Origin of the sequence: Mycobacterium sp. (genome assembly GCF_050700595.1) — a bacterium.
GTDB lineage: Bacteria > Actinomycetota > Actinomycetes > Mycobacteriales > Mycobacteriaceae > Mycobacterium.
Window position 1 is genome coordinate 26,185 of sequence record NZ_JBOHHI010000111.1, and the last position, 19,898, is coordinate 46,082.

General features: G+C 67.8%; 18 protein-coding genes and 1 pseudogene. 12 read left to right on the forward strand and 7 right to left on the reverse strand.

The genetic code is table 11. From position 1 onward, the window contains the following. Together sepH and serC are read right to left on the reverse strand one after the other, a co-directional pair. Nucleotides 1-801, reverse strand: coding sequence for a septation protein SepH (gene sepH, locus ACRDTL_RS11085; protein WP_431506754.1), 801 nt, complete (start codon nt 799-801; stop codon nt 1-3). Nucleotides 802-904: 103 nt separating this feature from the next. Beyond that, nucleotides 905-2,023, reverse strand: coding sequence for a phosphoserine transaminase (gene serC / locus ACRDTL_RS11090; protein WP_431506755.1), 1,119 nt, complete (start codon nt 2,021-2,023; stop codon nt 905-907). Nucleotides 2,024-2,192: 169 nt separating this feature from the next. On the opposite strand from serC, the gene ACRDTL_RS11095 reads away from it, so the two are divergent. Both ACRDTL_RS11095 and ACRDTL_RS11100 read left to right on the forward strand, forming a co-directional pair. After that, nucleotides 2,193-3,215: an AurF N-oxygenase family protein gene (locus ACRDTL_RS11095; protein ID WP_431506774.1), complete on the forward strand. Its 1,023-nt coding sequence runs from the start codon at nt 2,193-2,195 to the stop codon at nt 3,213-3,215. Nucleotides 3,216-3,222: 7 nt separating this feature from the next. Beyond that, nucleotides 3,223-4,914, forward strand: a complete 1,692-nt coding sequence (locus ACRDTL_RS11100; protein ID WP_431506756.1) for an FAD-dependent oxidoreductase — start codon at nt 3,223-3,225, stop codon at nt 4,912-4,914. A gap of 25 nt (nt 4,915-4,939) precedes the next feature. On the opposite strand, the gene ACRDTL_RS11105 is transcribed toward ACRDTL_RS11100, so the two are convergent. Beyond that, entirely contained in the window at nt 4,940-6,058 is a 1,119-nt protein-coding gene (locus ACRDTL_RS11105) for a citrate synthase 2 (protein ID WP_431506757.1), read from the reverse strand. 82 nt (nt 6,059-6,140) lie between these two features. Here ACRDTL_RS11105 and pdxH point away from each other — a divergent pair, with 82 nt between their 5' ends. Beyond that, a complete protein-coding gene (pdxH, locus tag ACRDTL_RS11110) occupies nt 6,141-6,797 on the forward strand; it encodes a pyridoxamine 5'-phosphate oxidase (RefSeq protein WP_431506758.1) in 657 nt (218 codons plus the stop codon). A 163-nt stretch (nt 6,798-6,960) separates the two neighbouring features. Next, nucleotides 6,961-8,256, forward strand: coding sequence for a citrate synthase (locus tag ACRDTL_RS11115; RefSeq protein WP_431506759.1), 1,296 nt, complete (start codon nt 6,961-6,963; stop codon nt 8,254-8,256). Here the strand turns inward: ACRDTL_RS11115 and ACRDTL_RS11120 are convergent. Continuing rightward, the gene (locus tag ACRDTL_RS11120) at nt 8,253-9,764 is read right to left on the reverse strand and encodes a phytoene desaturase family protein (protein WP_431506760.1); all 1,512 of its coding nucleotides are present in this window, start codon (nt 9,762-9,764) and stop codon (nt 8,253-8,255) included. The two genes, ACRDTL_RS11115 and ACRDTL_RS11120, sit on opposite strands and share 4 nt — an antisense overlap. Before the next feature lie 55 nt (nt 9,765-9,819). On the opposite strand from ACRDTL_RS11120, the gene ACRDTL_RS11125 reads away from it, so the two are divergent. Genes ACRDTL_RS11125 through ACRDTL_RS11140 form a run of 4 tightly spaced genes read left to right on the forward strand, consistent with a single transcriptional unit; the run spans nt 9,820 to nt 11,178 of the window. Beyond that, the gene (locus ACRDTL_RS11125; RefSeq protein ID WP_431506761.1) at nt 9,820-10,182 is read left to right on the forward strand and encodes an FKBP-type peptidyl-prolyl cis-trans isomerase; all 363 of its coding nucleotides are present in this window, start codon (nt 9,820-9,822) and stop codon (nt 10,180-10,182) included. Nucleotides 10,183-10,222: 40 nt separating this feature from the next. After that, entirely contained in the window at nt 10,223-10,888 is a 666-nt protein-coding gene (locus ACRDTL_RS11130) for a hypothetical protein (protein WP_431506762.1), read from the forward strand. A 12-nt stretch (nt 10,889-10,900) separates the two neighbouring features. Next, nucleotides 10,901-11,053, forward strand: coding sequence for a hypothetical protein (locus tag ACRDTL_RS11135; protein WP_431506763.1), 153 nt, complete (start codon nt 10,901-10,903; stop codon nt 11,051-11,053). Then, on the forward strand, nt 11,053-11,178 hold the full coding sequence (locus ACRDTL_RS11140) for a hypothetical protein (RefSeq protein WP_431506764.1): 126 nt from the start codon (nt 11,053-11,055) through the stop codon (nt 11,176-11,178). Before ACRDTL_RS11135 ends, ACRDTL_RS11140 begins: the two co-directional genes overlap by 1 nt. Here ACRDTL_RS11140 and ACRDTL_RS11145 read toward each other — a convergent pair. Together ACRDTL_RS11145 and prrA are read right to left on the reverse strand one after the other, a co-directional pair. Further along, the gene (locus ACRDTL_RS11145) at nt 11,175-12,515 is read right to left on the reverse strand and encodes a sensor histidine kinase (RefSeq protein WP_431506765.1); all 1,341 of its coding nucleotides are present in this window, start codon (nt 12,513-12,515) and stop codon (nt 11,175-11,177) included. The genes ACRDTL_RS11140 and ACRDTL_RS11145 overlap by 4 nt on opposite strands. Before the next feature lie 11 nt (nt 12,516-12,526). Next, a complete protein-coding gene (gene prrA / locus ACRDTL_RS11150; RefSeq protein ID WP_431506766.1) occupies nt 12,527-13,237 on the reverse strand; it encodes a two-component system response regulator PrrA in 711 nt (236 codons plus the stop codon). Nucleotides 13,238-13,373: 136 nt separating this feature from the next. On the opposite strand from prrA, the gene ACRDTL_RS11155 reads away from it, so the two are divergent. Further along, the gene (locus ACRDTL_RS11155) at nt 13,374-15,215 is read left to right on the forward strand and encodes an ABC transporter ATP-binding protein (RefSeq protein WP_431506775.1); all 1,842 of its coding nucleotides are present in this window, start codon (nt 13,374-13,376) and stop codon (nt 15,213-15,215) included. Between the two features lie 3 nt (nt 15,216-15,218). Here ACRDTL_RS11155 and ACRDTL_RS11160 read toward each other — a convergent pair. Beyond that, a pseudogene (locus ACRDTL_RS11160) lies at nt 15,219-16,687 on the reverse strand (carboxyl transferase domain-containing protein). A 26-nt stretch (nt 16,688-16,713) separates the two neighbouring features. Between ACRDTL_RS11160 and ACRDTL_RS11165 the strand changes: the two are divergent. From ACRDTL_RS11165 to ACRDTL_RS11175, 3 genes are all read left to right on the forward strand, one after another. Continuing rightward, nucleotides 16,714-17,445, forward strand: coding sequence for an enoyl-CoA hydratase (locus tag ACRDTL_RS11165; RefSeq protein ID WP_431506767.1), 732 nt, complete (start codon nt 16,714-16,716; stop codon nt 17,443-17,445). Nucleotides 17,446-17,449: 4 nt separating this feature from the next. Then, a complete protein-coding gene (locus ACRDTL_RS11170) occupies nt 17,450-18,559 on the forward strand; it encodes an MBL fold metallo-hydrolase (RefSeq protein WP_431506768.1) in 1,110 nt (369 codons plus the stop codon). Nucleotides 18,560-18,659: 100 nt separating this feature from the next. Then, nucleotides 18,660-19,898 (forward strand): 13E12 repeat family protein (locus ACRDTL_RS11175; protein WP_431506769.1); only part of this gene is annotated, 1,239 nt, incomplete at its 3' end.

The window sequence follows — 19,898 nt, forward strand, 5'->3', positions numbered from 1 at the left end:
TCAGCGCTGACCGCCGGAGCGGACGCCCAGTAACACGTCCTCCCACGCCGGCACCGCTGGCTTCCGGCCGCGACGGGCGCGCACCGGCTCGCTGGGGCATTCGGGTGCCTGGCTTTCGGCCGGCGCCGGCGCGGGTTCGGGTTCGGGCTCGGGTTCGGCGAAGTCCAGTTGGGCCACCGTCGCCAACGGCCGCAACGGCCGGTCGAAGTCGGGATCGATCAACTCGCTCGCCGCATCATCCACGGCGGTGACCGTTCCACCGTGCGCGCCCGGAGCGAAGCGGAAATGCGCGCGGTTTTCCGAACGCCCGGCTCGCCAGCCCAGCTGCACAGTCCACCGGCCGTCTTCGTTGCGCCACGCGTCCCAGGTCGTATTGTCCGGGTTGAGCCCGCGAGCTACCAGCGCCGCGGTGATGGTCTCCAGCAGCGTCAGCACCGCGGGGCCATCGGCGAGCACCGGATGTGCGGCCGTTGCCAGCTCGGCGGCTCGCGAACGTTCCAGCAACACCGGGTGGGCGAACCGTTCAACCCGTTCGATTTCCACGCCGGCCGCGGCGGCTACCTGCTCGACAGACGCTCCGGCGCGGATTCTGGACTGAATCTCCTTGGGACGCAATGAGTATGCAACTTCCATCTCGATCTGGGCTTGCCCTACCCGTGTCCCGTCACCGCGCACAGCGGCGCGCAACCGGTCGTCGGACAGCAGCTTGAACTTCTCTGCTGAGGCGTCGTTCTCCTCAAACTCCTCGCAGACGATGTGTTTGCCATCGATATCGAGTCCGACAACCTTGAGTTCCCGCATGGCTTCTCCTCGCGAGGCTCCTGGCAGACCAGAGCGCCGGGCCTGTCAGGTGCGCACTCTAGTGCAGCCAACCGTCATTACCGTGCTGACACGCGGGGCACGCTCAGAGCCGTTCGACTACCCAGTCGACGCACTCGGTGAGCGCGCTGACGTCGTCGGGCTCGACCGCGGGGAACATCGCGACCCGCAACTGGTTGCGGCCCAGTTTGCGGTACGGCTCGGTGTCGACGATGCCGTTGGCCCGCAGCACCTTGGCGACGGCGGACGCGTCCACCTCGTCGCTGAAGTCGATCGTGCCCACGACCTGTGATCGCAGCCGCGGCTCGGCGACAAACGGCGTGGTGTACGGCCGTTCCTGCGCCCAGGCGTACAGCCGCTGCGACGAGTCCGCGGTGCGCTTGACCGCCCAGTCCAGCCCGCCGTTGCCCAACAGCCAGTCGATCTGCTCGGCCAGCAGCACCAGCGTTCCGATCGCCGGGGTGTTGTAGGTCTGGTTCTTCAGACTGTTGTCCACCGCGATCGGCAGCGACAGAAAGTCGGGCACCCAGCGCCCGGATCCGGCGATCGCCTCGATCCGCGCCAGCGCGGCCGGGCTCAGGATCGCCAGCCAAAGACCGCCGTCGCTGGCGAAGTTCTTCTGCGGCGCGAAGTAGTAGGCATCGGTCTCGGAGACGTCGACCGGCAGGCCGCCGGCACCGGAGGTGGCGTCGATGACGACCAGCGCCTCGCCCGAGTCGGCGGGACGGTGCACCGGGACCGCCACCCCGGTCGAGGTCTCGTTGTGTGCCCAGGCGATCACGTCGACCGACGGGTCGCTCCGCGGCTCCGGTGCGCTGCCGGGATCGGCTTCGACGACGATCGGCTCGCCGACGAACGGGTTCTTGGTGACCGCCGCGGCGAACTTCGAACTGAACTCGCCGTAGGACAGGTGCAGTGACCGCTTGTCGATCAGCCCGAACGCCGCGGCGTCCCAGAACGCCGTTGCTCCGCCGTTGCCCAGGACGACCTCATAACCGTCGGGCACCGAGAAGTAATCGCGCAGCCCGGCGCGCACCCGGCCGACCAGATCTTTCACCGGCGCCTGCCGGTGCGAGGTCCCGAACAGCCCGGCGGCGCTGGTAGCCAGCGCCTGCAGTTGTTCGGGCCGGACCTTTGACGGGCCCGAGCCGAACCGGCCGTCACGGGGTTTGATGCCGTCGGGGATCGTGAGCGCCTCAGCCATCCCTTCAGGTTAATGACCGCACGAATGTGACTCAGACCACAGCAGTTCCGCGCTCCGGGCCTGCGTCACAGTATTGAGAGGGGCCTAGAAGGTTTGCGATACCTGCGGTACTGTGTACATATTACCTCCAGATGTAAACCTCAGTGGGAGACCTGGCATGGCTCAGAAGATGGCCCGGACGAAAATGGTGCGCCGGTGGCGCCGCAACATGGAAGTGCAGGACGACACGGAGTACGTCGACAAGCTGCTCACCCTGTCCGAGGGATCGGTGCGGCGCAATTTCGACCCGTACACCGATATCGACTGGAATTCGCCCGAGTTCGCGGTGTTCGACGATGATCCGCGCTGGATCCTGCCGCAGACCGATCCGCTGGGTCGGCATCCGTGGTATCAGGCGCAGTCGCAGGAGCGTCAGATCAAGATCGGCATGTGGCGCCAGGCCAACGTGGCGAAGGTCGGGCTGCACTTCGAAAGCATCCTGATCCGCGGCCTGATGGAGTACGCGTTCTGGGTGCCCAACGGGTCGCCGGAGTACCGGTACTGCCTGCACGAGGCGGTCGAAGAGTGCAACCACACCATGATGTTCCAGGAGATGGTGAACCACATCGGCGTCGACGTGCCCGGCATGCCGCGGCTGCTGAAGTGGCTTCAGCCGTTGATTCCGCTAGCGGCAGGCCCGCTGCCGATCCCGTTCTGGTTCGGCATTCTCGCGGGCGAGGAGCCGATCGACCATACCCAGAAGAACGTGCTGCGCGAGGGCAAGACGCTGCACCCGATCATGGAACGGGTAATGGCCATCCATGTGGCCGAGGAGGCGCGCCACATTTCGTTTGCGCATGAGTACCTGCGCAAGCGGGTGCCGCACCTGCCGCGCCGCCATCGGTTCGGGCTGTCGCTGACCGTCCCGATCACAATGCGGGTCTTGTGCTCGGCCATCGTGGTGCCGCCGAAGGCGTTCTGGCGCGAGTTCGACATTCCCCGCGAGGTGCGCAAGGACGTGTTCTTCCGTTCGCCGGAGTCGCAGCAGATGCTGCGCGACATGTTCGGCGATGTGCGGATGCTGGCCCACGACACCGGTCTGATGAACCCGATCGCCAAGATCATCTGGCGGATCTGCAAGATCAACGGCAAGCCGTCGCGATACCGCAGCGAACCGCAGCGTCAGCACTTAACCGCAGTACCGGCCGCGTAAGCGTTCCATGCCGCACGTCATCACCCAGTCGTGCTGTAACGACGGGTCCTGTGTCTTCGCCTGTCCGGTGAACTGCATTCACCCCACACCGGACGAACCGGGCTTTGCCACCTCCGAGATGCTCTACATCGATCCGGTGGCGTGTGTGGACTGCGGGGCTTGTGTGAGTGCGTGCCCGGTGGGTGCGATCGCGCCCGATAACCGCCTGGAGCCCAAGCAGCTGCCATTCGTCGAGATCAACGCCTCGTTCTACCCGGAACGGCCGGCCGGCGTGAAACTACCGCCGACGTCGAAGCTGGCCCCGGTGATCCCCGCCGCGGAGGTGCGGCAGGGGGCACAGCCGCTGACCGTGGCGATTGTCGGCTCCGGGCCGGCGGCGATGTATGCCGCCGACGAGTTGCTCATCCAGCCCCGGGTGCGGGTCAACATGTTCGAGAAGCTGCCAACGCCCTACGGATTGGTGCGCGCGGGGGTGGCGCCGGATCACCAGAACACCAAGCGGGTCACCCGGTTGTTCGACAAGGTCGCCGATCACCGCGGATTCCAATTCTTTCTCAACGTCGAGGTCGGCAAGCATCTGAGCCACCCGGATCTGCTGTCGCACCATCACGCCGTGATCTACGCCGTCGGAGCACCGACCGACCGTCGGTTGGAGATCGACGGCATGGGTCTGCCCGGCAGCGGGACTGCCACCGAGGTCGTCGCCTGGATCAACGGGCACCCTGACTTCACCGGGCTGCCAATGGATTTAGGCCACGAACGGGTCGTGATCATCGGCAACGGCAATGTCGCGTTGGACGTGGCCAGGCTGCTCACCGCCGATCCCGACGAACTGGCCCGCACCGACATCTCCGATCACGCACTGGCCGTGCTGCGGTCGTCGCGGGTTCAGGAGGTGGTGATCGCGGCCCGACGCGGCCCGGCGCACTCGGCGTTCACGCTGCCCGAACTGATCGGGCTGACAACGGTGGCCGACGTGGTGCTCGACCCGGAAGACCACGAGCTGGTGCAGCGCGACCTGCCAGCGGCGTCCGATACGTTGACCAGGCAAAAGCTGGAGGTCCTCAGCAAACTCGGAACCACCTCGGCCCCGGCGCGGCGGCCCCGCATCCGGCTGGTCTACCGGTTGACACCGAGTCGGTTGATCGGCCAAGACCGCGTCACCGGGATCGAGTTCACCCGGACGGGGACCGAGCAGAAGCGTCAGCTCGACACCGGCCTGGTGCTGAGCTCGATCGGGTACCGGGGCAAGCGCATTGCCGATCTACCGTTCGACGAAACCGCTGCGGTTGTCCCGAATGGCGGGGGCCGGGTCGTCGACCCGGACACCGGGCGACCGGTCCCCGGGGCGTACGTAGCGGGGTGGATCAAGCGCGGACCGACCGGGTTCATCGGAACCAACAAGTCCTGCTCCCTGCAAACCGTGCAGGCCCTGGTCGCCGACTTCAACGACGGCCTGCTGGCCGATCCGGTCGCCGGGCCGCGCGCGCTGGCCCGATTGATACACGCCCGCCGGCCCAACGTCATCGACGCGGCCGGCTGGCACGCTATCGACGCCGCTGAGGTCGCGCGGGGGACAACCGACGAGCGGCCCCGTGACAAATTCACGTCGACCGCCGATATGCTGGCGGCCGCGGCGACCGCGCCCCGGCCGACATTGCGGCGCCGGCTGGCCGACCGGTTACGCCAATTGTCTTGAGTACTGCCGGCTCATCGCGGGGGCGTCAGGCCTTGCCGATCTGATCCCAGCCTTCGACGGATTCCGGACCGCGCGGATCCGGACCAACGTAGATCGCCGACGGGCGAACCAGCTTGCCCAGCTGCTTCTGCTCGAGAATGTGAGCGCACCATCCGGCGGTGCGGCCACAGGTGAACATTGCCGGCATCATCTTGGCCGGAACCCGGGCGAAGTCCAGGATCACCGCGGCCCAAAACTCGACGTTGGTCTCGATGGCCCGGTCCGGGCGGCGCTCCCGCAGCTCGGACAACGCCGCCTGCTCCACTGCCACCGCCACCTCGTAGCGCGGGGCTCCCAACCGCTTGGCGGTCGCCCGCAACACCCGCGCCCGGGGGTCCTCGGCCCGGTAGACCCGGTGCCCGAAGCCCATCAGTTTCTCGCCGCGATCCAGGATGCCTTTGACCAGACCGCGCGCGTCGTCGGTGCGTTCGACCTCCTCGAGCATCGGCAGCACCCGGGCCGGCGCACCGCCGTGCAGCGGGCCGCTCATCGCACCAATCGCCCCGGACAGCGCAGCCGCCACATCGGCGCCGGTCGAGGCGATCACCCGCGCGGTGAATGTCGACGCGTTCATCCCGTGTTCGGCGGCCGACACCCAATACGCATCGACGGCCTCGATATGCCGCGGGTCCGGCTCGCCCTGCCACCGGGTCATGAAACGTGCTGTGACCGTGGAACATTCGTCGATAACCCGCTGCGGCACCGCGGGCTGATAGATACCGCGGGCCGACTGAGCCACGTAGGACAGCGCCATCACCGACGCCCGGGCCAACTGCTCGCGGGCGGTGTTGTCGTCGATGTCGAGCAGCGGTTGGTAGCCCCAGATCGGCGCCAGCATCGCCAGACCCGCCTGCACGTCGACCCGCACATCGCCGCTGTGGATCGGCAGCGGGAAGGGCTCGGCCGGCGGCAATCCGTGGCCGAACTTACCGTCGACCAGCAACGACCATGCGTCACCGAAAGTGATCTGCCGGCTGACCAGATCCTCGATGTCCACGCCGCGGTAGCGCAGCGCGCCGCCATCCTTGTCCGGCTCGGCAATCTCGGTGGTGAATGCCACCACACCGTCGAGGCCGGCGACGAAGTTCTCCGGGACCACAGTCATGAGGCGATTCTCGCACGCCGGGTCCCGCCGGTTGCTACCGGTCGGTAAGGAGTACCTGGTCGCCGGGAGTAGCGTGGACGCGATGGCAGGTCCAGACAACGAGCACCTGGCGGCGATGCGAGTGGAGTACAGCGCGGAGATGGATGGTAGCGCCGATCTCGACGCGACCTGGCTCGACGATGGTTGGGTTGCGTTGTTCTGCAAGTGGATTCGCGATGCAGAAGTTGCCGGAGTCGCCGAGCCCAACGCCATGGTGTTGGCCACTGTCGAGTCGGGGAGGCCGGTCAGCCGGTCGGTGCTGTGCAAGCGTGTCGACGATAACGGCATCACGTTCTACACCAACTACGACTCGGCCAAGGGAGCCGAACTGGCTGCCACGCCGTACGCGTCGGCGACATTTCCGTGGTACCCGTTGGGCCGGCAGTTCCACATCCGCGGCCCGGTGACCAAAGTCGATTCCCGGGAAACGCAGGACTACTGGTCCAAGCGGCCGCGCGGCTCGCAGTTGGGCGCGTGGGCGTCGCACCAATCACGGCCGATCGCGTCGCGCGCAGCGCTGCTCGACCAGCTCGCCGGGGTGACCGCGCGCTTCGCCGACACCGACCACATCCCCGTCCCGCCGAACTGGGGCGGCTACCGCATCGCCGCTGATGTGGTCGAGTTCTGGCAAGGCCGGGAAAACCGGGTCCATAACCGGATCCGCGTCATCGGCGGCCGTGTCGAACGCCTGCAGCCGTAGCACGACGACGATGCAGAGCGCGCAGCGCGATGAGGAGGAGTCGGGCAATCGGCCGTAGCACGACGGGCCGGCTGACTGGGACGCCGCCCCCGGACGGGCGCGCTGGCGCGAAAACGACTACCTTCAGCTATACGCAACGTTGGATGAGCGCAAAGGGGTTCTCGTGGCCGCAACCGACGACAACGCCACCCTCCGGTACCCGGGTGGTGAGCTGGACCTGGAGATCGCCCACGCCAGCGAGGGGGCCGACGGCATTGCGCTCGGCTCGCTATTGGCCAAGACCGGGTACACCACATTCGACCTCGGTTTCGTCAACACCGCGTCCACCAAGAGCGCGATCACTTATATCGACGGCGAGGCGGGCATCCTGCGCTACCGCGGCTACCCGATCGAGCAGCTCGCCGAGAAGTCGACGTTCATCGAGGTCAGCTACCTGCTGATCTACGGCGAGCTGCCGACCAAAGACCAACTGGACGTATTCACCCACCGGATCCAGCGGCACACCATGCTGCACGAGGATCTGAAACGGTTCTTCGACGGCTTCCCGCCCAACGCCCACCCGATGCCGGTGCTGTCCAGCGTGGTCAATGCGTTGAGCGCCTACTATCCGGATTCACTGGACCCGGTGGACAACGATCAGGTCGAGGTGTCGACGATTCGGTTGCTGGCCAAGCTGCCGACCATCGCCGCCTACGCCTTTAAGAAGTCGGTCGGCCAGCCGTTTCTCTACCCGGACAACTCGCTGACGTTGGTGGAGAACTTCCTGCGGATGACGTTCGGGCTGCCCGCGGAGCCCTACCAGGCGGACCCGGAGATCGTCCGGGCACTGGACATGCTGTTCATCCTGCACGCCGATCACGAGCAGAACTGTTCGACGTCGACGGTGCGGCTGGTGGGCTCGTCACGGGCCAACCTGTTCACCTCGATTTCCGGCGGCATCAACGCGCTGTGGGGGCCGCTGCACGGCGGCGCCAACCAGGCGGTGCTGGAAATGCTCGAGCAGATCCGCGAACAACACGGGAACGTCGGCGATTTCGTCCGCAAGGTCAAAAACCGCGAAGATGGCGTCAAGCTAATGGGCTTCGGCCACCGCGTCTACAAGAATTACGACCCGCGAGCGCGGATCGTCAAGGAGCAGGCCGACAAGATCCTCGCCAAGCTCGGCGGCGACGACGATCTGCTCGACATCGCCAAGGAACTCGAAGAAGCGGCGCTGACCGACGACTACTTCGTCGAGCGCAAGCTCTACCCGAATGTCGACTTCTACACCGGCCTGATCTACCGGGCGCTGGGGTTCCCAACCCGGATGTTCACCGTGCTGTTCGCGCTGGGCCGGCTGCCCGGCTGGATCGCGCACTGGCGGGAGATGCATGACGAGGGCGACAGCAAGATCGGCCGTCCACGCCAGATCTACACCGGGTACAACGAACGGAACTACACCACGGTCGACGCGCGCTAGCGCGTCGCAAGCACCGCCATCGCGGCGTTGTGACCGCCGACCCCGGACACCGCCCCGCCACGACGGGCGCCCGAGCCGCACAACAGGATTCGCTCGTGTTCGGTGGCCACCCCCCAGCGCCGTGCCGGCGTGTCCAGCGGGTCGCCGTCGTCGGTGAACGGCCAGCACAACCCGCCGTGGAAGATGTTGCCGCCGGTCATCCCGAGGGTCTGCTCCAGATCCCGGGTGGTGTGGGTCTCCACACACGGACGGCCGGTGGCGTCGTTGCACAGTAGACCTTGAATCGGTTCTGCCAGAACAGAGTTCAATGATTTCAGCACCGACTCGGTGAGCCGGTCAGATGCGACGTCCAGCGCGTGCGGGGTATGCAGACCGAACACCGTCAATGTCTGAGCGCCGGAATCGCGCAGCGCGGGCGACAGGATGCTCGAGTCGGTCAGCGAATGGCAGTAGATCTCGCACGGGAGCGGATCCGGCAGCCTGCCGGCCGCCGCTTGCGAATACGCGGCGTCCAGCTGCGTCCATGTCTCGTTGACATGCAACGTCCCGCCGAAGGCCTGCTCGGGCGTCACGGCGTCGTCCCGCAACCGCGGCAGTCGCCGCACCACCATATTCACCTTGACCTGTGCGCCTTGTGCCGCAGCTGCCGCGGGCTCGCCCAGCAGCCCGGCCAGCACCGCCGGGGTGACGCCGGCCAGCACGAACCGGCAGCGGACCCGGCACTCGTCGTCGCGACGGCGATAGCGCACCTCACCGTCCGGGTCGATCGCGTAAACCTCGGCGCCGGTCACGACTTGGGCGCCGTGACCGGCTGCCGCGGCGGCCAGCGCGGTAGTCACCGAACCCATCCCCCCGACCGGGACATCCCATTGCCCGGTGCCGCCGCCGAGCAGGTGATACAGGAAGCAGATGTTCTGCCGCAGCGACGGATCGTCGAGCCGCGCGAACGTGCCGATCAACGCGTCGGTGGCGATGACTCCGCGCACCAGGTCGTCGCCGATCGCGCCGGCGATGGCGTGGCCGATCGGCACCTCGATCATGTCCCGCCAGGCCGCGGCCGCCTCGGCGTCGTCGCCGACGAGTTCGCGGGCCGCCGCACGGGTGCGCAACGGCTCCAGCAGCGTCGGCCACAGCCGTTCGGTCACCCGCCGGCAGCGCCGGTAGAACGCGCGCATGTCGGCACCGCCGGAACCGAGCAGCAACCCGGTCCGTCCGGCCGTGGCCGGGTCAGGCGTATACGACGAATAGCGCCGCCGGGCCAACCGCACCGGTGCGCCCAGGTCGTCGACGATCCGCGGCGGCAGCAGGCTGACCAGATACGCGTATCGCGACAGCCGGGCATCGACACCGTCGAAGACCCGCGCCGAGACCGCGGCGCCTCCGACCTGCGCCAGCCGCTCCAGCAGCCGCACCCGCAGCCCGGCCCGGGCCAGATATGCGGCCGCGACCAGGCCGTTGTGCCCGCCACCCACGACGACGACATCGACGTCCGGCGGGCCGACAACCATCGGCCCAGTGTGCCCGGCCAGGCCAGGGTCAGATTGCCCGGCTAGGCTCGGCCCGGTGACACAGAAACCCGAGATCGAATTCCCGACCGGCCCGGCACCCGCGGGACTCGTCATCCAAGATCTGACGGTCGGCGACGGGCCCGAAGCCGTCGCGGGCGGCACCGTCGAGGTCCACTACTTGGGCATCGAATACGACACCGGCGAAGAATTCGACAGTTCGTGGAGTCGCGGCGAGCCCATCGAATTTCCGCTGCGCGGGCTCATCCAGGGTTGGCAGGACGGTATCCCGGGAATGAAGGTAGGCGGCCGGCGCCAACTGGTGATCCCGCCCGCCCAGGCCTACGGTCCGGCCGGCTCGGGGCATCGACTATCGGGCAAGACGCTGATCTTCGTCATCGACCTGCTCGCCACCCGGTAACATCCGCCGCCAGTTCTGTTGATCGACGTTGGGAGGGCCCATGGCGAGTTCGGACGAAACGCCCGAAACCACCACGTGGCGGCGAGCAGTCAAATTCTACCGGCGACCTCTCGGTGTTCCGTGGCTGATCGCTGTGCTGGTCATCCCGCTGCTGCTGGCGGCAATCGGCTACGGCGTGCTGGACCGAAACCGCTCGCAGACCAACGCGCCCGCCGGCGCTTTGCCGACGCTGGCGCCACCCTTATCTCCGGGTGCCAGACCTAACGCGCCGACGATTCCGCCACTGTCGCTGGCGCCGGTGTCGATAATCCGCAACGGCAACGACATCACACTCCGTGGTGATTTTCCCGACGTCAAGGCCAAGAGGGCGCTGCTGGACGCGGTGATCGCATCGGTGGGCTCGAATGCCAACATCATCGATACCCTCGGCGTCAACCCGAATGTCAACTCGCTCGACTTCTCCGATGGCGGGCCGGTTTTCAACGCTGCCGCATCGATCCCGAATTTCAGTCTCGTCGTCAACGGGGACACAATCACGCTGTCCGGAACCGCTGCGTCGGCCGAGCAGGCGGACGCGGTCGAGCAAGCCGCCGTGGACGCCTGGCCTAACCTGAATATCGTTGACACGATGGAGATTAGCGGCCCAATCGCACCGACCGGATCGCCGAGCTCCGCCCCCGCCCGCGGTCCGGGCGGCCCAAGGTAAAGGGAATCCGGCATGGACTTCGTCATCCAATGGTTGTGGTATTTACTGGCTTTCGTGGTGGGCTCGGCGGTTGCCTGGGCGATCACCGTGGTGTCGATCCGGCGCGCAAGCAAAGAACAAGCCGTGGCCGATATGCCCGGCTCGCGTGAGATAGGAGCACGGTGATGCAGGGCGCGAGTTGGCTGCTGATCGCGCTGGCCTTCGTGCTCGGGCTGGTGCTGACGTTCGCGCTGATGGTCCGGCGGGTCGAACGCGAAGTGCCGATCGACGAGACCGGCGACGACTCCTAGCTCGGCCCGGGTAGCCGCAGGAGCAGCCGCACCCCGCCCAGCGGACTGTCTTCCAGCGACGCTGTGCCGCCGTGCAACTGCGCCTGCTGCGCCACCAGCGCCAGGCCCAGACCCGAGCCGGAGTGTGAGGCCGTCGACCCGCGGGAGAACCGCTCGAACACGATCTGACGCTCCTCCACGGGCAGCCCGCCGCCATTGTCGTCGATGGCGATTTCCACCCCGGCGCGCGAGCTGACCGCCGACAGCTGCACCCGGGTTGCCCCCCCGTGTTTGACGGCGTTGGCGATCGCGTTGTCGACGGCAAGCCGCAACCCGGCCGGCAGGCCCACGATGATGCAGGTCGGCGACGGTACCAGCGAGACATCGAGGTTGGGGTAGACCCGCATGGCGTCGTGCGCGGCGCGGTCGAGCAGTTCGGTGATGTCGACGGGCACGTGATCGTCCGATGTCGACAGCTCGCCCTGGGCCAACCGTTCCAGTGCGCTCAGTGTGGCCTCGATACGTGACTGGGTGCGGATCACGTCGTTGATCACTTCTTTGCGCTGGTCGTCGGGAAGATCCAGGGTCGACAGCACCTCGAGGTTGGTGCGCATCGCGGTCAGTGGGGTGCGCAGTTCGTGCGCCGAGACGGAGGCGAAGTCGCGGGCCGACGTCAGTGCCTCCTTGGTGCGGTCCTGCTCGTTCCAGATGCGCTGCAGCATGCCCCGCATCGCCTCGGCGATTTCCACCGCCTCGGTCGCGCCGCGAATCTCGACCTGTGGCGCCTCGTCGCCGGCGTCGATCGACCGCGTCTGCTGGGCCAGCCGTTTGAACGGTCGCACCGCAAACGCTGCCAGCAACCAGCTGAATACCGCCGCCGCGCCGATGGCGAACCCGCAGATCAGGATCACCCGGCGATGCCGGCCGTCGGTCCGCGCGATGGTGTCGTCGTAGGTCGCGCCGACCTCCACCGACGTCGGTTGTGGCGCTGGGATGTCCACGGTTCGCACCCGGTAGCGCACGCCGTTGACGTAGGTGTCGTCGTAACCCGCAGGCAATTCGGGTAGCACGACCGTCGAATTGGACGACACGTGGTCGCCCTTGCGTACCGTGATGACGGTGTTCTGGTCGTTGGGGGACCTAGGGATCTCGTCGAGGCCGCGCGGCAGGAACGGGGTCGCGAATCCCGCCGCCTCGTCAAGCCGGCGGTCCAGCCGTTCCTTGCTGTCGTTGGTGATGCCGAACCAGACGACGGTGCCGACGATCAGCACCGGAATCGCGGCGCCGATGGCCGTCGCGACCACCACCCGGGTACGCAGCGACGGCGTACGGGTCAGGATCCGGGACAAGAAGTTCATGTTTTGCCTCGTCACTGCATGCGCAGCACAAATCCGACTCCGCGGACGGTGTGCAGCAGCCGGGGTCCGCCGCCGGCTTCCAACTTGCGCCGCAGATAACCGATGAACACGTCGACGACGTTAGTGTCGGCGGCGAAATCGTATCCCCAGACCAGCTCCAGCAGCTGTGCGCGGGACAGCACCGCGGTCTTGTGCTCGGCCAGCACCGCGAGCAGGTCGAACTCGCGTTTGGTCAGGTCGACGTCGACGCCGTTGACCCGGGCCCGCCGACCGGGGATGTCGACCTCCAGCGGGCCCACCGTGATGGTTTCCGACGACGACGTCGCGGTGGATCCGCGGCGCCGCAGCAGCGCTTTAACCCGTGCCACCAGCTCGGCCAGCACGAACGGTTTGACCAGGTAATCGTCGGCGCCGGCCTCCAGGCCCATCACCCGGTCGTCGACCGAGCTGCGGGCGGACAGCACGCAGACCGGCACGTCGTTATCCATGGCGCGCAGCGCAGTGACGACGCTGACGCCGTCCAGCACGGGCATGTTGATGTCCAGCACGATCGCGTCGGGCCGGGTCTCGGTGGCGCTGCGCAACGCCTCGGCGCCGTCGACCGCGGTTGACACCTCGAATCCGGACAACCGCAGCCCTCGTTCCAGCGACGCCAGCACGTCGGAGTCGTCGTCGACGACCAAAACCCGCGGTGAGGTCGCACCTGTATCCATGCTGCCCATCTTGCCTGATCCAGCCGCGTGGCTGTGGGAGGAACCGCCCACACCCGGCGCGTCGGTTGACCTCATCCATTATTGAGGTTTTAGCGTGAACGGCGTGAATCTGGAAGCGGCGGCCAGCCGCAGTCTGTACCGGCAGATGCACGCACGCTCTGCCGAGCTGCGTTCGCTGGTGGGCCGGGGGCTGGTCGGCCGGATCTGGCGCTTCGCCGGGCGACATCACCGCAGGTTGAGCGTCTTCGTCGCGGTCAGCGTAGTGAGCGCGCTGCTGACCGTGGCGACCCCGATGCTGGCCGGCAGGGTGGTCGACGAGATCGTCACCGGGGCGCACGCCGCGGCGATAGTACTGCTGGCGTCGGTGATCGCCACCGTCGCCGTCGCCGAGGCGGTCGTGTCGCTACTCACTCGCTGGCTGTCGTCGACGATCGGCGAGGGGCTGATCCTCGACCTGCGCACCGCGGTGTTCGACCACGTGCAGCGCATGCCGGTGGCGTTCTTCACCCGCACCCGCACCGGTGCCCTGGTCAGCCGGCTCGGCAACGACGTGATGGGCGCCCAGCGCGCATTGTCCGACACGCTCCCGGGTGTGGTGTCCAACCTGGTGACGCTCACGCTGACGCTGGTGGTGATGGCCGGCATCTCCTGGCCGATCACCCTGATGTCGTTGCTGCTGGTGCCGCTGTTCGTGGTGCCGGCTCGCCGGATCGGGGCCACGATGGCGAGGCTGAGCCGGGAACGCGCCAACTACCACGCGACGATGAACAGCCAGATGACCGAGCGGTTCTCGGCACCCGGCGCGACGCTGGTCAAGCTTTTCGGCAGCCCGCAGCGTGAGTCGCGCGAGTTCGCGGTGCGCGCGTCGCGGGTGCGCGACATCGGGGTGAAGTCGTCGATGCTGCAGTCGGTGTTCATGAACTCGCTCACCCTGATGTCCGCGCTGGCCATGGCGTTGGTGTACGGCCTGGGCGGAGTGCTGGCCATCGGTGGGCGTCTGCAGGCCGGCGCGATCGTCTCGCTGGCACTGCTGCTGACCCGGCTGTATGCGCCGCTGACGGCGTTGGTCAACGCCCGGGTGGAGATCGCCAGCGCGCTGGTCAGCTTCGAGCGGGTCTTCGAGGTGCTCGACCTGCAGCCGCTGATCGCCGAGCGGCCCGGCGCCGTGGCCGTGCCCGACGGTCCGGTGTCGGTGCAGTTCGACGACGTGCGATTCGGCTACCCCTCGGCCGAGAAGGTGTCGCTGGCCTCGTTGGAAGAGGTTGCCATCCTGGATGACCGTGGGGAATCCGAAGTGCTGCATGGGATTTCGTTTATTGCTGAACCCGGGCAGATGGTGGCGTTGGTCGGCTCGTCGGGCGCCGGCAAGTCGACGATCGCCGCCCTGCTGGCCCGGCTCTACGATGTCGACTCCGGCGCGGTGCGACTGTCCGGGGTCGACGCGCGCGACCTGACCACGGTGTCGCTGCGCCAGACGGTGGGTCTGGTCACTCAAGACGGTCATCTCTTCCACGAGTCGATCCGGTCGAACCTGCAGTTGGCGGCGCCGGATGCCACCGACGCAGTGCTGTGGGAGGCGCTGCGGCGTGCCCGGTTGGCCGACGTCGTTGCCGAGATGCCCGACGGTCTGGACACCGTGGTCGGCGAGCGCGGCTATCGGCTCTCCGGCGGTCAGCGACAGCGGCTGACGATCGCCCGTCTGCTTTTGGGACGTTCGAGTGTGGTCGTTCTCGACGAGGCGACGGCCTCGCTGGATTCATCTTCGGAAGCAGCCGTGCAGCAGGCGCTTTCGGAGGTGCTGGCGGGCCGGACGTCGATCGTCATCGCTCACCGGTTGTCCACCGTGCGGGCCGCCGATCAAATCCTCGTCGTCGAGGACGGCCGGATCGTCGAGCGTGGCACGCATGATCAATTGCTGGCCCATGGCGGGCGTTACGCGGAACTGTACGAGACCCAGTTCGGCGGTGCTGACGGCGCTGCGGCCTGAGCTTCAGCGCAGTCCGATGCGGCGGTAGCGTCGCAGCCGGGCCGTCATGCGTTCCGCGTCGGGCATGTCTCGCAGCGCATGAAGCTCGGCGGCGATCGCGACAGACAACCGTACGGAGAACTCGACCGGTTCGTCGGCGGCGTCCGGGTGCTCCGGCACGATGACATCCACGATTCCGGACGCTTGCAAATCCTTCGACCGGATACCTTGTGCGGCAGCCAGTTCGGCTGCATGAGCAGTGTCGCGGAATACGATCGCGCTGGCGCCCTCCGGGGGCAGCGGGGCCAGCCAGCCGTGTTGCGCGGCGAGTACCCGGTCGGCGGGCACCATCGCCAGCGCCGGCCCGCCGCTGCCCTGGCCCATCAGCACCGACACCGTTGGGGTGTCCAGCGTGACCAGATCGGATAGACAACAGGCGATCTCGCCGGCCAGCCCGCCCTCCTCGGCCTCGGCCGACAATGCCGGCCCGGCGGTGTCGATCACGAGCACCAGCGGCCGGCGCAGCTCGGCGGCCAGCGCCATGCCGCGCCGGGCCTCGCGCAGCGCCGCAGGCCCGATGATCGCGCCGGTGAGGCGCTGCTGGCCGAGGACCACCGCGGGCTGGCCGGCGAACCGGGCCAGCGCCAGCAGCGTCGTCGCCGCTTCACCTTCGCCGGGTGACAGCGGTAGCAGTTCAGTGGTCCCGTGCCGCAGCAGCTGCCGAACCCCGGGCCGGTCCGGTCGCCGCGACGCCACCACCGAGTCCCACGCCGCGACATCGGGGATCGGTTCCGGGTGCGGCGGCTGCGGTGGCGGCCCGGGGCCGTCGGCGAGCACCTTCAGCGCGCGGTCCAGGGTGGCTCGCAGGTCCTCGAGCGCCACCACGCCGTCGATCACTCCGTGGCGCTGCAGGTTCTCGGCAGTCTGGATATCAGCCGGAAACGGTTCACCGTAGAGCTGCTCGTACACCCGAGGTCCCAGAAAGCCGACCAGCGCACCCGGCTGAGCGATCGTGACATGCCCCAGCGAACCCCACGACGCGAACACCCCGCCCGTGGTCGGGTGCCGCAGGTAGACCAGGTAGGGCAAGTGGGCTTGTTTGTGCAGGGTGACCGCCGCGGCAATCTTCACCATCTGCAAAAACGCGACCGTGCCCTCCTGCATACGGGTGCCCCCGGAACTCGGCGACGCCAGCAGCGGCAGCCGCTCCGCGGTCGCCCGCTCGACCGGGCAGTTATCCGGTCGGCCGCCGCCACCCCGATCGATCCGCCGAGGAAGCCGAACTCGCAGACCACCACCGCCACCCGCCGCCCGAACACCCGGCCCTCGCCGGTCAGCACCGATTCGTCGCGCCCGGTGGCGGCCCGGGCGTCGGCCAGCTCCCGGGCATAAGACTCGTCGGTCGGCACGGCCAGCGGCGTGGTGTCCCAACTGATGAAGGACCCGTCGTCGAGCACCGCGTCGCGCAGCTCATCGGTCCCGATTCGGCTCACGGCACGAGGCTAATAGGCTAGGCGCCATGATCGGTGTCACCCGCGTCGAAGACGTCATGACGATTGAGCTACAGCGACCCGAGCGGCGCAACGCACTGAATTCCCAGCTTGTCGAGGAGCTGCGGGAGGCGGTGGAGAAGGCGGCCGGCGAGAATGTCCGCGCTATCGTGCTGACCGGCCAGGGGACGGTGTTCTGCGCCGGCGCGGACCTGAGCGGCGACGCGTTCGCCGCCGATTACCCCGACCGGCTGATCGAGTTGCACAGGGCCATGGACGCGGCGCCGATGCCGGTGATCGGCGCGATCAACGGCCCGGCGATCGGCGCGGGTCTGCAGCTGGCGATGCAATGTGATTTGCGGGTGGTGGCGCCGGAGGCGTTCTTCCTGTTTCCGACATCGAAATACGGTCTGGCGCTGGATAACTGGAGCATCCGCCGACTGAGTTCGCTGGTCGGACATGGCCGTGCGCGGGCGATGCTGCTGTCCGCGGAGAAACTGACCGCCGAGGCCGCTTTGCAGACCGGCATGGCCAACCGGATCGGGACACTGGCCGATGCGCAGGCCTGGGCCGCCGAGATCGCCGGCTTGGCGCCGCTGGCGCTGCAGCATGCCAAGCGGGTGCTCAACGACGACGGCGCCATCCAAGAGGCGTGGCCGGTCCACAAGGAACTCTTCGACAAGGCATGGGCCAGCCAGGATGTGATCGAAGCGCAGGTGGCCCGCATGGAGAAGCGACCGCCGAAGTTCCAGGGAGCCTGATCGCATGCTGCGCGAGGCGCTGCGACTGGCCGTCGGCACGGTCACGCTGGCGACCGGCGGTTGGGTGCTGCGCGCGATACGCGGTGCGCCGACCGCCCTGGGCGCCCACCCGGCCGCGATCCGCGCGGTGGCCGGTCGCTCACCCAACTACCGCGACGGGGTGTTCGTCAACGTCGACCCGGCTTCGCTGTTCAGCATGGACCGCGAGCAACAGCGGCTCATTCTGCGCGAGATCGTCGGCGGCCGCACCGCCACCCGGCCCGGTGCGCCGATCCCGTTGACCACTCCGCACGCCATCGACGCACAGGCCAGCCCGCTCGCGGTGAGCTGGTTCGGCCACGCGACGGTGCTGATCGAGATCGACGGGTATCGCGTGCTCACCGATCCGATTTGGGCCGACCGCTGCTCGCCCTCGGACGTCATCGGCCCCGGACGGATGCATCAGCCACCGATGCCGTTGGAAGCGCTGCCGGCGGTCGACGCGATCGTCATCAGCCACGACCATTACGACCACCTCGACATCGACACCGTGCTCGCGCTGGCCCGTACTCAGTGGGCGCCGTTCGTCGTTCCGCTCGGCGTCGGCGCACATCTGCGGGCCTGGGGCATTCCCGATCAACGCATAGTCGAACTGGATTGGAACGAGCGCGCCCGGGTCGACGAGCTCACCCTGGTCTGCACACCGGCGCGGCATTTCTCCGGACGCTTCCTCAACCGCAACGCCACCCTGTGGGCATCCTGGGCGATCACCGGTCCCACTCATCGCGCCTACTTCGCCGGCGACACCGGCTACACCCGGAGCTTCGCGGAGGTCGGGGCCGAGCACGGACCGTTCGATGTGACGCTGATGCCGGTCGGCGCCTACAACAAGGCGTGGCCGGACATCCATATGAACCCCGAAGAGGCGGTGCAGGCGCACCGCGACGTCAACGGCCGGCTGTTGGTGCCCATCCACTGGTGCACCTTCCGGCTGGCCCCGCACCCGTGGGAGGAGCCGATCGAACGGCTGTTGACCGCCGCCGAGACATCCGACGTCCAGGTAGTGGTCCCGAAGCCGGGTGAGCGCGTGGAACCCGGGCGGCCTGCGGAATTCGACCCGTGGTGGCGATTGTGAGCCGATAGTCGGTTGTCCACAGTTCGCGCTTTATCCACAATTGCGCGTGCGATGCGCTGCGGCCGGGGTGACTCGAACATTCTTTCGATAGCTTTGGAGTATGGCTTCCGTCGAGTCAGCGCTTCCCGTGGATGCGGTGCGTGCGCAGATGCGCGCCGATCTCGAGCTGATCGAGGCTGCCTACGCCCGGTTGCGCGCGTCGTGCACCGACCTGGTGGGCAATGCGTTTCGGGTGGCGACCGCCGAGCGGTTGGAGGCGTTGGGCCGGGTCAACCGCGGCCTGTCGTATCGGATGTTCGGCGAGATCGCCGACCCGGTCGACGGGCCCGACGACCCGGCATTGCCGGCGGATGTGTCGATGCGGAATCTGCTGTGTTCGCGGCTGCGGATCACCTCGGCGGAGGTCAAACGCCGGTTTCGGGTGGCGGTGCGGATCCGGCCACGACGCTCGCTCACCGGCCCGACGCTGCCGCCGGAGTTGCCGAAGCTGGCCACCGCCGTCGAAGAAGGCACGGTCGGTGACGACCACATCGCCGCGGTACTGCATGCCCTGGATGCCCTGCCCGCCGCGGTTAATGCGCTCGATCGCGAAAAGGCCGAGCGCATCCTGGTCCGACACGCCAGAAAGCAGGACGCCACGTTCGTCACCATAGTGGGCAACCGGATCGCCGACTGCCTCAATCCCGACGGCACCTTCTCCGACGAGGACCGGGCCCGGCGCCGCGGGCTGGTGCTGGGGCCACAATGCGTCGACGGCATGAGCCGGCTGCGCGGCTGGCTGGACCCCGAAACCCGCGCCTACCTGGAGGCCATCACCGCGGCCATCCGGCCCGGCCGCCACCTGCCCGAGACCAGCGATGCGGCTGCCGAGGCGCGTGATCATCGCACACCGGCGCAGCGCTGCCACGACGCGCTCAAGCTCGCGCTGCGCCACGCGCTCTCATCCGGCGAGCTCGGCACCCATCGCGGCGTGCCGGTCACCGTGATCGTGACCACCAAGCTGGGTGAGCTCGAGCAGGCCGCCCGCGCCGCGCACGACCCCAGCATCCCGATGCCGGCGCCGGCACGCACCGGCGGCAACAGCCGATTGCCGATGCGCGATGTGATCCGCATGGCCGCCAACAGCATCCACTATCTGGCCGTCTTCGAGGATCACTGCGAGCGTCCGCTGTATTTGGGCCGCAGCAAGCGCATCGCCACCCTGGACCAACGCATCATCTGCCACGCCCGCGACGGCGGCTGCACCCGCCCCGACTGCCCGCAACCCGGCTACCACTGCGAGGTCCATCACGCGCAGGACTGGGCCGCCGGCGGGCTAACCAACGCCGACAGCCTCTAC

What these genes read in the sequence shown, in the direction of transcription:
- sepH (WP_431506754.1), bottom strand. Translation starts at nt 801, where the DNA reads ATGCGGGAACTCAAGGTTGTCGGACTCGATATCGATGGCAAACACATC.
- serC (WP_431506755.1), bottom strand. Translation starts at nt 2,023, where the DNA reads ATGGCTGAGGCGCTCACGATCCCCGACGGCATCAAACCCCGTGACGGC.
- ACRDTL_RS11095 (WP_431506774.1), top strand. Translation starts at nt 2,193, where the DNA reads ATGGCCCGGACGAAAATGGTGCGCCGGTGGCGCCGCAACATGGAAGTG.
- ACRDTL_RS11100 (WP_431506756.1), top strand. Translation starts at nt 3,223, where the DNA reads ATGCCGCACGTCATCACCCAGTCGTGCTGTAACGACGGGTCCTGTGTC.
- ACRDTL_RS11105 (WP_431506757.1), bottom strand. Translation starts at nt 6,058, where the DNA reads ATGACTGTGGTCCCGGAGAACTTCGTCGCCGGCCTCGACGGTGTGGTG.
- pdxH (WP_431506758.1), top strand. Translation starts at nt 6,141, where the DNA reads ATGGCAGGTCCAGACAACGAGCACCTGGCGGCGATGCGAGTGGAGTAC.
- ACRDTL_RS11120 (WP_431506760.1), bottom strand. Translation starts at nt 9,764, where the DNA reads ATGGTTGTCGGCCCGCCGGACGTCGATGTCGTCGTCGTGGGTGGCGGG.
- ACRDTL_RS11130 (WP_431506762.1), top strand. Translation starts at nt 10,223, where the DNA reads ATGGCGAGTTCGGACGAAACGCCCGAAACCACCACGTGGCGGCGAGCA.
- ACRDTL_RS11135 (WP_431506763.1), top strand. Translation starts at nt 10,901, where the DNA reads ATGGACTTCGTCATCCAATGGTTGTGGTATTTACTGGCTTTCGTGGTG.
- ACRDTL_RS11140 (WP_431506764.1), top strand. Translation starts at nt 11,053, where the DNA reads ATGCAGGGCGCGAGTTGGCTGCTGATCGCGCTGGCCTTCGTGCTCGGG.
- ACRDTL_RS11145 (WP_431506765.1), bottom strand. Translation starts at nt 12,515, where the DNA reads ATGAACTTCTTGTCCCGGATCCTGACCCGTACGCCGTCGCTGCGTACC.
- prrA (WP_431506766.1), bottom strand. Translation starts at nt 13,237, where the DNA reads ATGGGCAGCATGGATACAGGTGCGACCTCACCGCGGGTTTTGGTCGTC.
- ACRDTL_RS11155 (WP_431506775.1), top strand. Translation starts at nt 13,374, where the DNA reads ATGCACGCACGCTCTGCCGAGCTGCGTTCGCTGGTGGGCCGGGGGCTG.
- ACRDTL_RS11165 (WP_431506767.1), top strand. Translation starts at nt 16,714, where the DNA reads ATGATCGGTGTCACCCGCGTCGAAGACGTCATGACGATTGAGCTACAG.
- ACRDTL_RS11170 (WP_431506768.1), top strand. Translation starts at nt 17,450, where the DNA reads ATGCTGCGCGAGGCGCTGCGACTGGCCGTCGGCACGGTCACGCTGGCG.